Below are 14,863 nucleotides of genomic sequence, written 5' to 3'. Positions count from 1 at the left end.
GGAGTGATTATGTACCCTTGTGATGGCCGTGGGAAGCTCAAAATGCAGAAGATTCGGCGATAGAGGCTGGCGTTTTGGCCACTTTACGTCTAGCTGGCTCCCCATCAGTCGTGGACGGCCTCGATCCTTCCTTTTCAGATATCGTCGGGGAATCCCGGCAAGTCCCGACAGATTCTTACCCTGCGAGCACGGTTTGGGAAAGCTGAAATTTGCGACTTGATGGTACAAAACCACTGCAATGAAACATTGGTGGCGTGGAAACGGACCCGTCAGCTACCTGTAGAGAGTTGGAGTCGTACACCGATCTTTTTTGACGCAAAGACGCGAAGGCGCAAGGACGCAAAGGGGAGTCGTCGTGCCTGACCACTCTTCCTTGCGGCTTTGCGCCCTTGCGTCTCTGCGTCTTCTATTTTGATTGCGGTCATACGCTGTCCGCCACCAGTTTTTCAGCCTCCGGAATGCGAAGTTCGCCCGAGAGGAGTTTGGGGAGAAGGGTGTCGCGGAGTGCATCGAGACTTTGCGACTCCCCACTTGAGACATCCTTCTTGCGATATAATGGCTCGGCGTATTTGTTGAATGCGTCCATCATTACTTCGGGTGGCGAAATCAACTCAATTCCTTGTAGATCTCCCTTCGTAATGGCTTCTCTAGTCGCCCCCGCACTTAAACCGATCAGGTGGTTTTTCATTTTGGGGTGCACTAAGTGTTCATGCAAAAACCAATGTGATACGCCAGCCCGGGCACGTATTCTCGCAACGTGTTGGTTCACACGGGCCGGTAGAACAATTGGATCAACGATGCATGTCCGGAGGACGGATGCACCTGTAATGTTAAACAGGATATCGTCTTGTCGAAGGGCTACATTGCTGAGCTTTGCTGCCGCCTCATCTGTAATTCTTGCCAAACCATCCCACACGAACTGACGGTCAAATACATTTTGGCTGCGTACGAGTGCTATGCCTTCTTCAACATAGACTTTCGCGCCACCTCGGGGTGTAGCGCCGCTACCGATGTCAGATGTAAGCTCAACGAGCTTTTTGATGGACCACCCATCCGGGATCCAGCCCATTTGTTCATCGAAGGTGAAGGAGGCGGGGAAGAGGGTGCGGATGTTTTCTGGGAGGGGTTTACGCTGGGGGCCGAGGGCGCGGCGGGCCGAGGCTCGGGCGGCGAGTGGATCGGGGATGCTGTGCCCGGCCGCCAAGGCATTGTCGATCACCGGATCAAAATCCACAAACCAACTCTTGAACAACGCTCGTGCCATCGACTCCAACGTCCCATTCATCCGACGATTCAACTCGATCTTGTCGTCGAGAGTTCCGAGGATGTGGGCGATAGCCTTTTGTTCTTCGTAAGGCGGAAAACGAAGTCGCACTTTTCGCAACTCTGATTGTTTGATGCCTTTTACGGTGGTGCCTGTTCCTCTCCCGTCTAACTGGTGTTGCACATAATTTGAAATCAATAAATATTTCAGAAAACGATTGTGCAATACTTGAGCTTTACCTCGCAACGTAATCACACGTTGTGCGAGGGCGACTTTTCTGTCGTCGAGTTCTGCGACTTCGCCGAGTGGGGCTTCTGTGGTTAAGACGATGTCGCCCGGCTTGGGAATTCCTCGCCGCATCCATGACTCGTAGTCGGACGGTGCGATGAATTCAGTCACTGGCTGAATCCTTCCGTCTTTGATGATCTTGGCTGTAATCAGCGGAATTCCAGTATCAGTCTTCTTCGGTGTTTTTCCGCGATAGTCAATTATTGCTGACATGCAGTCTTCTAAGGCGCTATCGGTCCAATCACTCCCCATAACCCAGCACCTCCAGATTCTTCCGGATCGCTTGATCTAGCTTCTCCGCTTCATCCATCTGTTCGTACAGTGTCGCGGTCAAGTCGGTCATCTTGGTTTCAAACGGGATGCCGTCGTCTTCCAGCGGTGCCGCGCCGACGTAGCGGCCCGGGGTGAGCACGTAGTCGTTGGCTTGGATGTCCCGCAGTGTCGAGCTTTTGCAAAAGCCGGGTTGGTCCTCGTAGTCGCCGTCCTTCGATTCGCCTCGCCACGCGTGATAGGTTCTCGCGATCTCGTCGATGTCGTCTGGCGTCAATTCCTTGTGCGTGCGGTCGACCATCGTGCCGTGGTTGCGAGCGTCGATGAACAACGTCTCGCCAACACGCTGGCGCTGATTGAGCGCGCTGTTGCCCTTCACCTCGCGAGCCTGCTTGCTCTTGGTGACGAACCACAAACAAACAGGAATCTGAGTCGTGTAAAACAACTGACCGGGTAGCGCGATCATGCAGTCGATCAGATCGTTTTCGATCAACTTTTGGCGGATCTTGCCCTCGCCGCTGGTGCTGGTCGACATCGCACCGTTGGCCAGCACAAAACCGGCGATGCCGTTTTCGGACAGCTTCGACACCATGTGCAGGATCCAGCCGTAGTTGGCGTTGCCGGTCGGCGGCACGTCGTAACCGCTCCAACGAGGATCGTCGACCAGTTCGTCCGTCGCTCGCCACGCTTTCAGGTTGAACGGCGGATTGGCCATGATGTAATCGGCCTTCAAGTCCGGATGCTGATCCTTGAAAAACGTGTCGGCGGGGACTTCGCCCAGATTGCCCGAGATGCCGCGAATGGCCAGGTTCATTTTGGCCAGCTTGTACGTCGTGCTGGTTTGCTCTTGCCCGTAGATCGAGATGTCTTTCTGGTTGCCCGAGTGGCTGGTGACGAACTTGACCGACTGAACAAACATGCCGCCGCTGCCACAGCAGGGGTCATAGATCTTGCCGCTGTACGGCTCGATCATTTCGGCGATCAGGTTGACCACGCACTTGGGCGTATAGAACTCACCGCCCCCTTTGCCTTCGGTGGCCGCGAACTTACCCAAGAAGTATTCGTAGACGCGGCCGACGATGTCTTCTTCTGATTCGCCACCTTCGCCACCTTCATCGGCGATGGTGCTGATGTTGTTGATGCTGTCGATCAACGCGGCCAGCTTGGCGACGTCGATGCCCATCCGCGAGAAGTAATTGTCCGGCAAGGCACCCTTGAGCGACGGGTTGTTCTTTTCGACCGCGTGCAGGGCACTGTCGATACGGACGGCGATGTCGTCCTGCTTGGCTTGTCCCGCGATCGTCGACCAGCGAGAGTCTTCGGGCAGGTAGAAGATGTTTTCCATGGTGTAGAACTCCACCATGTCGACGTAGTCGCCTTTGCCATCGGCGATCAGGGCGGCGCGGCGATGTTCAAACCGGTCGCTGACGAATTTCAAGAAGATCAGCGAGAGGACAACGTGTTTGTACTCGGATGATTCGACGCTACCCCGCAGTTTGTCGGCGGTGTCCCAAAGGTTTTGCTCAAACGATCGCTTCGAGTCGGCAGCCTTCTTTGCAGCTTTTGACTTGTTGGGAGTGGCTTGTTTCGTTGAGCTTGATTTCTTGGCCATAGATGTCAGTCGAGATCCGCTTGGTGATGTCGCGTGAAATTCTGATGAGGCCAAATAGTGTAACCATTTGGGACCTATCCAAACACGACCAGAATGAGACTGCCCGACCGGCGCAAGTGGAAATGTAATGGGTCAAACCAACTCTTGAAGGAGTGAGCTACTTATCGCACCAGAGCGAAACGGCCAATTGTTAAATCAAACAGGTTTGGCACAGTTGTTTGCTCGGCTGTGGTTAAGTGATCATTCTGTTTGTGTTGGGGAGACCACGGCGGGGGGCCGCCATGCTACTTTGTGGTTGAATGATCTTTCGGTTTGTGATGATCGGTGTTGGGGAGACCACGGCGGGGGGCCGCCATGCTACTTTGTGATTGAATGATCTTTTGGTTTGTGATGATCAGTGTTGGGGAGACCACGGCGGGGGGCCGCCATGCTACTTTGTGGTTGAATGATCTTTCGGTTTGTGCTGATCGGTGTTGTGAGTCCACGGCGGGGGGCCGCCATGCTACTTTGTGATTGAATGATCTTTCGGTTTGCGATGATCGGTGTTGGGGAGACCACGGCGGGGGGCCGCCATGCTACTTTGTGATTGAATGATCTTTTGGTTTGTGATGATCGGTGTTGGGGAGTCTACGGCGGCGGGGCGACTTTGGGCGAAGTGAGCTGTTTCGCACATGGCAGCGAAGACGGTTTGCGTCGGCTATGATTGGTTGTCGGTTCGATTCAGAATGATGATCGAATCGTTATCAACCACATCACCTTGAAGCCGAAGTGCGAGTGAGAAATCCCATGAGTGAGCAAAGCGATCGATTGTTTGAACGACTGGGCGGGGCCGAGGGTGTTCAAGTGATTATCAATGAAATGTATGACCGAGTCCTCCGCGATGACACGCTCGCACCTTTCTTCACAGGGGTGCCGATGGAACGATTGCGACGGATGCAGTACCAGTTCATTGCATCCGCACTGGATGGACCGGTGGAGTACACCGGAGCGGAACTCAATGCAATCCATCGCGGGCGTGGGATCACTGCAAAACACTTCGCAAAATTCTGCGGTCACTTCGCCGACGCGGTGGAAGCTCGTGGAGCTTCCAAGGAAGAAATCGATCAATGCCTTGGCCGATTGGCGACCTATAAAGACAAGATCACCGGCGAAGCCAATGTCGATGGATGAACAGTAGGTATTGGCAGTTGGAGATTAGGCGTTAGGTGGTTTTTTCCTAATACCGAAAACCCAATTCCTTCTTACCTAATTCAAAAAGGTGCTTCGTCGTCGCCGGCTTCGGCGAAGGCGTCGTTGGCGTCGCGGACGTTTTCGGTCGACGTGTTGCTGCCCGCACCATTGCCCTTGATCTGGAATGTCAGTGCTTCGGCGTTGAGGAAGAATTTGACTTCGCTCTGTTCGTCTTTTTGCCAGCGACGACCGTTGAGCCGGTACACGATTTCGACTTCGTCACCCACATTCATTTCGTCAACGCTGTCGCAAGAATCGCGGGTGAAATCGACGGGGACGTAGTTGGTAAAGCTGCCCTTGTCCTGTTCTAAAACCACCATGCGCTTGCGAAAGCCTTTTTGGCCGTAGGTTTTTGTTTCTTCGATCAGGTGGACAACGCCGGTGACTTTGGGGTCGCTCATTGAGTCATCTTCAGTTTAGAGGTGCGTTCATGTGGGTTACGGATTGTAGCGGATCAGGTGGATCAGCCAAACGGGCCATTCCGGTTCTAACGCCGGTTTTCGCCTTCGTTTTAACGTGCATCCACCGGCTCGTTATCGCTATTTCCCATATAACCGGCACCGTTTGACACGTCTGGTCATTTACAGGCTGGCAGTCAGGATTTCGTTGCCGAGCGGTCATCGGAAGCGAGTCACATTTCAGTGATCTTCGCCCACCCGTGTTTTCGCCTGCGATTTCTCCATGACTCAACCTGCACCTGAATCCAAGCAAGACGTACGCAGTTTTGCCGCTGATTCTTTGGCAATCGGGATGGCAGTGATGTTGGCGATGACCATCATCCAGCGTGGCATGGGATTTTTTCGTGGCATTTGGTTTTGCCGGATGCTGGACGATGCCGTCGTCGGTCAATGGTCGATGGCCTACGATTTCATCACGATGATGACGCCAGTGATGTTGTTGGGCTTGCCAGGATCGCTGCCTCGTTACGTCGAACACTATCGGATTCGCGGGCATTTGCCACAGTTCGTCAGGCGGTTGTTGATCGCCACCGGAATTCTTGGGGCGATCTGTTTCGCCGGGATCATGATCGCACCGGACTGGTTCGGTTGGCTGGTCTTTTTGGAGCCTCAGAATGCCGCGTTGGTCTACAGCGTTGGCGTTGGCGTGGTTGCCATTGTCGTCTTTAATTTTATCTATCAGTTGGTGTCTTCGCTGCGACAGGTTCGCGTGGCGTCGATGATGCAGTTTGTTCAGAGCATCGCTTTCACGGTGATCGCCGTGATTTGGTTAGGAGTCGGCGGCGGTTTGGTGGGGCTGGTTTACGGCTTTATCGCTGCCACGATTCTTTCGATGGTTCCAGGCCTGATTTCATTGGCGTCGGGTTGGAAGGGGCTGCCGATCAGCGAAGAACCTTTCGCACCCCCAGCGATGTGGCAGCGGTTGTTGCCGTACGCGGCTGCGATTTGGGCGATGAACTTGCTGACCAACACGTTCACTTTGTCAGACCGCTATATGATTTTGCACATGATGCCGGGCAGCGAAGAGGTGACTCAAGCAGCCGTCGGGCAATACCACAGCGGACGAATCATTCCCATGCTGTTGGTGTCGTTGGCAACGATGGTCAGCGGTGTGCTGATGCCTTACCTGACGGCAGATTGGGAAGCGGGGAAAACGCAAGAAGTTCGCGAGAAGCTGCGCCGGATTCTGTTTGCGATGTCGGCATTCTTTACCGCCGGTGCCGCGGTTTCATTGCTGCTTGCACCCTGGTTTTTTGAGAACGCACTTCAGGATCGGTACAGTGCCGGGCTCGCGATGATGCCGATGACGTTTGTGTTTTGCATCTGGATTTCACTGGGCAACATTGGACAAGATTATTTGTGGGTTGCCGAAAAAGGTAAGTGGGTCGCTGTTGCGATCGGCGTTGGCTTTGCCCTGAACATCGCGATGAACTATGCACTGTTGCCGATTTGGGGACTGCACGGCGCAGTGGTCGCAACGCTGGTTTCCAACGGTGTTGTACTGCTGGGATTGTGGGTCGCGATGAATCGATTCGGTTACCCGTTGGACCAAAGCACCATCGTTGCCACCTTGTTACCGGCGACGTTGTTGATGGGGCCTTGGGTAACGTTGGTCTGCGTCGCAATGGTGTGCGCGGGAACTGGACAGACCAGATCCTGGTGTGGCGAGGCGATCGACCACGCAAAAGCGAAGTTTGCGTCGCAGCGCAAGATTGCGGTTTAAGCTACGGGTTTGAGCGACAGGTTTAAGCGACGGGTTTAAGCGACGGGGCAAGCTCAAATATCGATTGCTTACCGGCATGGTGATTTAATCAGCGCCACGCGTAAGAGAACGTCTGGCTTAGATCCCAAGCATACCGACGGTCAGCCTGGCCTGATGGAAATCATTGCAACGCAGCAAATTGGGCAAGCTGAACCATGGCAGACAACACGAACTGGAACGCTGGGAAACATTGTGGCGACAGCACTTTTCCCTGATCGCTAGTATGTAGGCCGTAGCGAGCCAAAGCGAGTTACGGCAATTATGCGCAACGCCGTAACTCGCTATGGCTCGCTACGGCCTACTTTCTGTTTCCCAGCCGCTGCTTGGCCTGATGACAATCATTGCAACGCAGCAAATTGGGCAAGCTGAACCATGGCAGGCAACACAAACTGCAGCGCTGGGAAACATTGTGGCGGCAGCACATTTTCCTGATCGCCAGTATGCAGGCCGTAGCGAGCCTTAGCGAGTTACGGCAATTATGCGCAACGCCGTAACTCGCTATGGCTCGCTACGGCCTACTTTCTGGTTCCCTGACGGAGGCTGGGCTGATGGAAATCATTGCAACGCAGCAAATTGGGCAGGCTGCACCATGGCAGGCAACACAAACTGCAGCGCTGGGAAACATTGTGGCAACGGCATATTTCCATGATCGCCAGCAAGTAGGCCGTAGCGAGCCAAAGCGAGTTACGGCAATTCGCGCAACGCCGTAACTCGCTATGGCTCGCTACGGCCTACATACCGGCGCTGTCCAGCTAGACAATGTAGCTGTCGTAAACAACCACGTTCTGCCAAGTTGCTTTGTTGTTGGCGATGAAGGTTTGATGGCGATCTGAAACTTGATAGGTGTCTTGAGACGCCCGATCGGCGAAGATCAGATGGAGCGAAACATCGAAGTCGCCATTGACCTCGCGATCGAGATCTTTCACATGTGTGCCGAGGTCAAAGCTGATCAGGCCGTCGTGAGAATTGAGGTAGTGTCGACACTCCGACAACAGGTGTTCGATGGATTCCGCGGTACGCTCTTTAAGCGTGAAGTAGACGATGTGCGCTAATTTGGGCATGGTGTGACGCTCTGTGCTCGGGAGATTTCAATTCACTGGGAAAGCAGGCAAACTCACCGGCGAATTTGCCATCCTTTGAATTCCTAGCGTATCAGCGCCACTTCGATTTCCAAGCCCGGCCCAAAACCCAACATCACCCATGGTTTGGGTCGGTCAGCTTTCGCGAATCGATTCAGGATAAACAGCATCGTTGAGGATGACATGTTGCCGTGGTCATTCAGCACTCCACGCGACGTGGCAAGGTCGTCATCACAAAGTCCCAATGCGTCGCGGGTGGCCGTCAAGATTCGGCTGCCACCGGGGTGGACTGCCCAGCCTTGGATGGAATCAATTGTTTCGCCTTGCTGGGCCAGCCAACCGGCCAAGTAGTCTTTCAAATTGGCTTCGATCAAACCAGGCACTCGCGCCGACAACGTCATTTCGTATCCGGTATCTCCGATCCGCCATGTCATCGCGTCTCGACTATCGGGTACCAAACAAGATCCGGTCGCAACCATTCGACCAACCCCTGTCGCGGCGGCGTCTTGGCCTTCGTCGATTTGAGATGAATCGCCCGATGATTTCAGGACCGATTGCGGCGTTGTTGGCGGTACTGATTGCAGCACTACCGAGGCGGAACCATCGGCGAACAACGCTCCGCTGACAATCCGATCGGGGTCGTAACCGTATTGATAGTGCAAGCTGCAAAGTTCAACACTGCACATCAAGACTTTGGCATTTGGATCGGCTGCCAACAATCCGCGACTGACGCGCAGACCGTTGACCGCGCCGTGGCATCCCATAAAGCCGACTTGAACTCGCTGAGTGGTCGCAGGCAAACCAAGTTCATCGATCAGTTCAATGTCGACACCGGGCGCACTAAAACCTGTGCAGGACACTGTCACCAAATGAGTGATCTCGCCAGCGGTCACACCACTTTTTAATAGCGCATCCTTCGCTGACGCGATCGCCAGCAACGGTGCTTCGCTGGCGTATCGATCGCTTCGACTCTTGGTGCCGGGACCGCGATCGGTTGGGGAGGTCGCGGGCGGATAGAAACTGTTGACGATTTCGGCTTCGGGATTCTCGTCCAACAAGACGCTGCCGCGATGCTCGATGCCGGTTCGCCGATACAGAGCTGCAACCTTCCGCGATTCTTGATCGGTGGAACAAGACATCTGCTCGGCAAACTTTGCACTGACTTGATGACCGACCCGAAACTGGGGAACCGCAACTCCGACCGACAACATCTCTGCTCCGCAAGCATGCAGTTTGGCGGCGTCAGATTGCACCGGAGTGAGCAGTTTGGGTGAATTCATTGAGCTAGATTACAGGGTTTTTTAAGTAAACATCGTCCGTTTACTTTGGAAGGTTCGACGGTGTGATTGTAGCTGCTCATCCGTTCAATAGGCGGACTATCTTGGTGAAAGCGGCCTGTAGGTGGACGCTTTGTTCGGACTGATCCAAACCGGAAGACGGTTTCGATTACGCTAGCGATCACGTACGCTAACACGACCTCGGTCGCCGCGTTCTCAAATTTTACAGTTCACAGTGGATTGCCATCCTCTCGTTTCGTTAGAACCGATAAGGTGCTTTTGATCGACCTACGGGAAATCATCGACCACTAGTCCGCTATCGCTACTGCTCATCCCCCTACACTACAATCCACTCGATCCACAGGGCTGTATCCCGGCCCTTGATTCTAACCCGGTTCAGAATCAATCCCGAACAAATAAATCATCGTGGCTTACCTAGCAGTCAAAACCGGTCCCGAACAAGGGCGACAGTATCAGCTTGATCGTTCGCGTCCCATGCATGTGGGCCGGGGAGCTAGCTGCGAGATCGTATTGACGGATCCCATCAGTTCTCGCTTTCACGCCGTCATCTATTTTGAGGATGGTAATTGGCATTTGCGTGACACCAGCAGCCGCAACGGCACCCTGGTCAACGGCCAGAAAACTGACAGCGCTCGCTTGCTGAATCAAACCGTGGTCACGATTGGCGGCACTGACATGCAACTGGTCGAACCTGACATGGAATCGCATGACGATTCGCTAAACACGATTTCGATTCCCAAAGACCAAATTCAGCCTCGTGATTGGCGAGCGGGCATCGAGGACCCGGTCGCTGGGCTAGCAGAAACTCAGTACCTGATTGACCTGTATCAACTCAGCTTACAATTGCTGATGGGGCAGAACACTGACGATGTTATCGACACAGCGTTGAACTTGTTGCTCGATCGAACGGGTTCCGATGTCGTCGGCGTGACCTTCGATAGCGGCGATGGAAAACAGCGTCCGCTGCGTTGCGCACCCGACGGTTTGCCATCCGAATCCTGGCTTTCCAAATCGCTGGTCCGTCGAGTGGTCCGTGACGACGCAGGCGTCTGGACAGGTGATTGCGAAAACAGTGATTCAGACAAAGCCAAACTCGACTCGCAGTGGAGCGATGCGATTTGCGTGCCCGTTCGGGGCGAAGACAACAAGGGAACACTTTGCATTTACCGACGCAAATCGCAGTTTCAAAAAACGCACTTTGAATTCTCGGCGGCCGCCGGACGACTGTTGGCAATCGGCCTTTCCAGAATGGCTCAGCATGACCAAGTCAAAGCGGATGCGCAGCGGATTGCGAATCGCAATGCCGATGCAGACGAATTGATTGGCGAATCGCCGATCATGCAAAAGCTGAAAACAAGAATCCAGCGAGTAGGTCAGTCCAACGGTTCGGTTTTGATTCGCGGTGAAAGCGGTTCAGGAAAAGAATTAGTCGCTCGCGCGGTCCATCGATCTAGCCTGCGTGGGAAACGACCGATGCTGACCGTCAACTGCGCCGCGATTCCTCGTGACCTCATTGAAAGCCAGCTCTTTGGTCACAAGAAAGGATCGTTCACTGGTGCTGAACAAGACCACATCGGCTGGTTCGAGCAGGCTCATACGGGAACATTGTTTCTGGACGAGATTGGCGAGTTGACATTGGAAGGGCAAGCGAAGCTGTTGCGAATTCTAGAAGGCCATCCGTTCTTGCCCGTCGGTGCGACCAAAGAAGTGATGGTCGATGTACGCGTGATCGCGGCGACCAACCGAGATTTGGCTGAGTTCGTTCGGGAGAAAAAGTTTCGCGAGGATCTGTTTTATCGATTGAGTGTTTTTGAGTTGAACGTTCCGCCGCTGCGTGAGCGTGGGGATGACTTAAATCGCTTGATCGATCACTTCCTCGACCACTTTCGACTGCAAAATGCGCGAAGCGGTTTAGAGCTTTCCGACGAAGCAAGACAGCAGCTTTGTGAATACCCTTGGCCGGGCAACGTTCGTCAGTTGCGAAACGTGATCGACAGTGCGGTCGTGATGGCTGATGATCCGATGATCTTGATCGATGACCTTGGGCTAAGAGATGCCGGGCTAAGTCGTCTGGACACATTGCGTATCGACATGTGGGAAGAACGACTGATTCGTAAAGCATTGCAACGTAGTTCCGGCAGCGTCCCCGAAGCGGCAAAGTTGCTTGGGATCAGTCGCGCGACGGCGTATCGCAAAATTACTGATTACAAGATCGATCGATAACGCCGTGTTGGCAATCCTTTCCGCGCCGGGTTCGCGAGGCGACGTGAATCCGATGATTGCGATCGGACGCGGACTGCGAGAACGCGGTTACGACGTCGTGATCTCACTTGCCGAGCCCTACGCGGCGCTCGCCAGCGATGCAGGATTAACGCCGGTCCCTGTCATCAGCAAAGAACGGTTTGATGATCTGCTGGCCAACCCCAATGTGTGGAAACCGATTCGCGGTGCCCGAACGATGATCGGCACAGTCGCAGGCGAATTTATGGGACTGCATTTGGATGTCATTCATCAGCATCATGTTCCCGGTCAAACGGTGTTGGTTTCGCATCCGCTTGATTTGGCCTCGCGAATCTTTCGTGAACTCAATCCCGAAACGCCGCTGATTGATATTCACCTAGCACCGTCAATGCTTCGCACGTACGACGATCCATCGCGAATGACGCCTTGGTGGTGGGAGTTTTCCAAGCCTCAATGGCTGGTTCGGTGTGCTTATCGAATCGTTGATGCTCTGGCGGTCGATCCAGCCATCGCGGGCAAAGTCAACGCGGTGCGACGAACCATGGGGCTGCCGCCGGTAAAACGCATCATTGATCAATGGTGGTTGTCACCGGATCGAATTTTGGCGATGTATCCCGATTGGTTTGCGCCGGCGACACAACAGTTTTCGCCACGACTGGTTCACTGCGGATTTCCATTGGCGGATAACAACGAACCGCAGGTGCCTCGGTTGAGCCAACGTCCGATCGTGTTTACCTGCGGAACGGCTCATCATCATTCCAAAGAATTCTTTAAGCGGGCGGTCGCTGCATCCATCGCGATCGGGTTGCCCGCGATGTTGTTGTCAACGCACTCGGATAACTTTCCTGATTCGCTGCCGCCACAGGTTCAAACGGCCAACTACTTGCCGCTAAACCAAATTTTGCGTGATTGCCGTTTGATGGTTCATCACGGTGGTGTCGGAACAACTTCAGCTTGCATGGCGGCCGGCATCCCGCAAATCATTCGCCCGATGGCGTACGATCAGTTCGACAATGCCAGCCGCGTGGAGAGACTTGGTGCGGGAAGATGGTTGAAACGAGATCGAGACTTGATCAACCTTTTGAACCAAGTCATCAACGATTCATCCATGGCGGAAACCGCAACAAAATTGAGTAAACGAATTGGTAATTCACCAAGCGGTTTAGAAACGGCGATCGATTCGATTTGCAATGTTGCATTGCCGGCAGATTGATTGCATCAATCGTTGCTTAGGAACGTATGACTTTTTACAGTCGCGTTTCGCTCGGAACGTCGCATCAGTTATTGCGAGTTAGGCCCGGAGGTCCGGCAGCTCCCTGCCGGGTGCGCGAGCACCCGGATGGCTGCCCCACATCAAAGCGAGAGATAACGCTGGCATCCGGAGATTTAGATCCCCGGCAGAGAGCTTCCGTCTCTCCCGGGACTATTCCCGAATCAAACAAGATCCCTCGCTGACGCGTTCGGCTTGGGAAGTCGGGAAGTTGTCTGAGGACAAGTCCTGAAGGAACGAGCGGAAAATTAGTGTCGCCTTTCGCTCCGCGAAAGTAGCGAATCCGCTGCTTTCGCGGAGCGAAAGGCGACTATAAAAAGTCGCACGTTCCTAACTGACGTCGCGGCGGACGGCTTGAGCGTCGATCGTTTTTGAATCGTTTGGGTAGTTGCGATTGAGCGGGCTGCCCTGAAAAACTTGACTGGTACCACTGGTCACTTGGACCTGGACGCCTCTGAAGAATCGGCTTAGGAAGTGCTTCCGAATGAAATCTCGCCCGATCGGCACCAGCATGACGAAACCAAACGCGTCGGTAATCAGTCCTGGCGTCAACAACAATGCTGCCGCGAAAACGACCATCAAACCGTCTTGAATTTCACGGCTTGGCATTCGCTTTTCGCCGAGCGCGCCCTGGAAACGCTGCCATGCTGCCGCTCCTTCGCGACGCGCAAGGTACGACCCAATCACACCTGTCAGAATGACGACCAGAAAAGTTGCCATCGGGCTGGTCGCATGACCAAGCTGTAACAATAGATAAAGCTCGACCAACGGGATCACGGTAAAGGCGAGCAACAGTCGAATAAGCATGTTTGAACCGGTCAAAATGGCAGCGGTGACGAATTAAAGGTAACTTGGTTGCACCTTGTGTGCCGAAATGCTTGAATCAGGGGAGTGCCCGCAAGATCGTCACGACCCGATTCGTCAACGAGTCGCCAATCATCGCTCCCGGAGAGACGCTGTCTTGGACTACGAAACTCTCTCGACAGGGCGTGAATCGCGGTTGCATGGCCAACTTTGGGTCAATACGGATGCCCCCAAGGGTGTGTTGATTTTGGTTCACGGTCTTGGCGACCATGCAGATCGGTTTGCTGGCGTTGCCGAAGCGATTTACGATCATTGGGCGGTCTTTGCATTCGATTTGCCTGGGCATGGGCGTTCACCCGGCAAACCAGGTCAGGTATCGGGTTTCACGAACCTGCTTGGCGATATCGCCGCGGCCAGCCAGACGATGGCGGACCGGTTCGCCGATTTGCCACAAGTGTTTTTGGGGCACAGCATGGGTGGAAACTTGGCAGCTAACTACGTCTTGCGTCGCCAAGAACTAGCACCCAATACCGTGAGCCCGCAGGGACTGATTTTGTGCGCGCCAATGTTGCTGCCACCGCGTCCGATGCCCCGACCGATCATTTTCGCAGCCTGGCTGACCGGATATCTGTTTCCCTTTTTTCGATTCGGTCATCCAGTCGATCCAGAGGAATTGACGAGCGATCCCGACGAGGTGCAAGCGATCAAAAACGACACCATGATGCACTCCAAAATATCCATGCACTTGGCAACGCAATTGGTCGCCCAGGGCCGCTGGGCAATCGACCAAGCCAGACACGTTCAGATTCCAACGTTGATCCAGCTTGGTGAAGATGATTCGATGATCGACCAGGCGGCTTGCAATCATTTTGCCATCCGAATCGGCGACTCAACGACCCTGCAAACCTTTCCACAAACAAAACACGCGCTGTTTCACGACAAAAGTCGGGCCGACGTGATTGATCAGCTTAAGCAGTGGCTACGGCACGTCGTCGAACCCAACCTTTAGAGCGAACGTTTAGCTTAGAACTGGCCCGAAACAACTGCCCGGTTTTCCCGTAGCTGGGCCAGCCAGGGTTCAGTCCATCATTAGCTGTCCCCGACGCCGTGAAGAGTTTTCATCCAGTAAAAACCCATTGCTTTGTTTAGCCGCGTGGGCATCGCCCCGCGCGTTTCGTTTCGCGTGGACGCGCGGGGCGATGCCCAACGCGGTTAAACAGAAAGTAGGCCGTAGCGAGCCATAGCGAGTTACGGCGGTGCGCACATTGCCGTAACTCGCTATGGCTC

Annotated in this window: 11 protein-coding genes; 5 read left to right on the top strand and 6 right to left on the bottom strand. The window is 54.1% G+C overall.

The genetic code is table 11. The annotated features are described in order from the left end of the window. Window positions 1–421 precede the first annotated feature (421 nt). Both RC85_RS12025 and RC85_RS12020 read right to left on the bottom strand, forming a co-directional pair. Window positions 422–1,804 (bottom strand): restriction endonuclease subunit S, encoded by a 1,383-nt coding sequence (locus tag RC85_RS12025; RefSeq protein WP_068262942.1) that lies wholly within the window; start codon window positions 1,802–1,804, stop codon window positions 422–424. Beyond that, the gene (locus RC85_RS12020) at window positions 1,794–3,434 is read right to left on the bottom strand and encodes a type I restriction-modification system subunit M (RefSeq protein ID WP_068262940.1); all 1,641 of its coding nucleotides are present in this window, start codon (window positions 3,432–3,434) and stop codon (window positions 1,794–1,796) included. The genes RC85_RS12025 and RC85_RS12020 overlap by 11 nt, the downstream gene beginning before the upstream one ends. 786 nt (window positions 3,435–4,220) lie before the next feature. On the opposite strand from RC85_RS12020, the gene RC85_RS12015 reads away from it, so the two are divergent. Next, the gene (locus tag RC85_RS12015) at window positions 4,221–4,604 is read left to right on the top strand and encodes a group I truncated hemoglobin (protein ID WP_068262938.1); all 384 of its coding nucleotides are present in this window, start codon (window positions 4,221–4,223) and stop codon (window positions 4,602–4,604) included. A gap of 80 nt (window positions 4,605–4,684) precedes the next feature. Here RC85_RS12015 and RC85_RS12010 read toward each other — a convergent pair whose 3' ends face one another. After that, window positions 4,685–5,065: a DUF3127 domain-containing protein gene (locus tag RC85_RS12010; RefSeq protein WP_068262931.1), complete on the bottom strand. Its 381-nt coding sequence runs from the start codon at window positions 5,063–5,065 to the stop codon at window positions 4,685–4,687. 280 nt (window positions 5,066–5,345) lie between these two features. Here RC85_RS12010 and RC85_RS12005 point away from each other — a divergent pair, with 280 nt between their 5' ends. Then, entirely contained in the window at window positions 5,346–6,845 is a 1,500-nt protein-coding gene (locus tag RC85_RS12005; RefSeq protein WP_068262930.1) for a lipopolysaccharide biosynthesis protein, read from the top strand. Between the two features lie 791 nt (window positions 6,846–7,636). Here the strand turns inward: RC85_RS12005 and RC85_RS11990 are convergent. Beyond that, on the bottom strand, window positions 7,637–7,945 hold the full coding sequence (locus RC85_RS11990; protein WP_068262924.1) for a Dabb family protein: 309 nt from the start codon (window positions 7,943–7,945) through the stop codon (window positions 7,637–7,639). Between the two features lie 83 nt (window positions 7,946–8,028). Continuing rightward, the gene (locus RC85_RS11985; protein WP_084422595.1) at window positions 8,029–9,243 is read right to left on the bottom strand and encodes a type III polyketide synthase; all 1,215 of its coding nucleotides are present in this window, start codon (window positions 9,241–9,243) and stop codon (window positions 8,029–8,031) included. Window positions 9,244–9,666: 423 nt separating this feature from the next. Between RC85_RS11985 and RC85_RS11980 the strand changes: the two genes are divergently transcribed. After that, entirely contained in the window at window positions 9,667–11,484 is a 1,818-nt protein-coding gene (locus RC85_RS11980; RefSeq protein ID WP_235033251.1) for a sigma 54-interacting transcriptional regulator, read from the top strand. 4 nt (window positions 11,485–11,488) lie between these two features. After that, window positions 11,489–12,715, top strand: coding sequence for a glycosyltransferase (locus RC85_RS11975; protein WP_068262922.1), 1,227 nt, complete (start codon window positions 11,489–11,491; stop codon window positions 12,713–12,715). 387 nt (window positions 12,716–13,102) lie between these two features. On the opposite strand, the gene RC85_RS11970 is transcribed toward RC85_RS11975, so the two are convergent. Then, window positions 13,103–13,579: an FxsA family protein gene (locus RC85_RS11970; RefSeq protein WP_068262921.1), complete on the bottom strand. Its 477-nt coding sequence runs from the start codon at window positions 13,577–13,579 to the stop codon at window positions 13,103–13,105. Window positions 13,580–13,733: 154 nt separating this feature from the next. Here RC85_RS11970 and RC85_RS11965 point away from each other — a divergent pair, with 154 nt between their 5' ends. After that, a complete protein-coding gene (locus RC85_RS11965) occupies window positions 13,734–14,585 on the top strand; it encodes an alpha/beta fold hydrolase (protein ID WP_160148103.1) in 852 nt (283 codons plus the stop codon). Window positions 14,586–14,863 lie beyond the last annotated feature (278 nt).

The organism is Rubripirellula obstinata, from assembly GCF_001642955.1.
In the GTDB taxonomy this organism is placed as follows: Bacteria; Planctomycetota; Planctomycetia; order Pirellulales; family Pirellulaceae; genus Rubripirellula; species Rubripirellula obstinata.
Note: the sequence above shows the minus strand (reverse complement) of the source record. Positions and strands in the feature narration are given on the sequence as shown.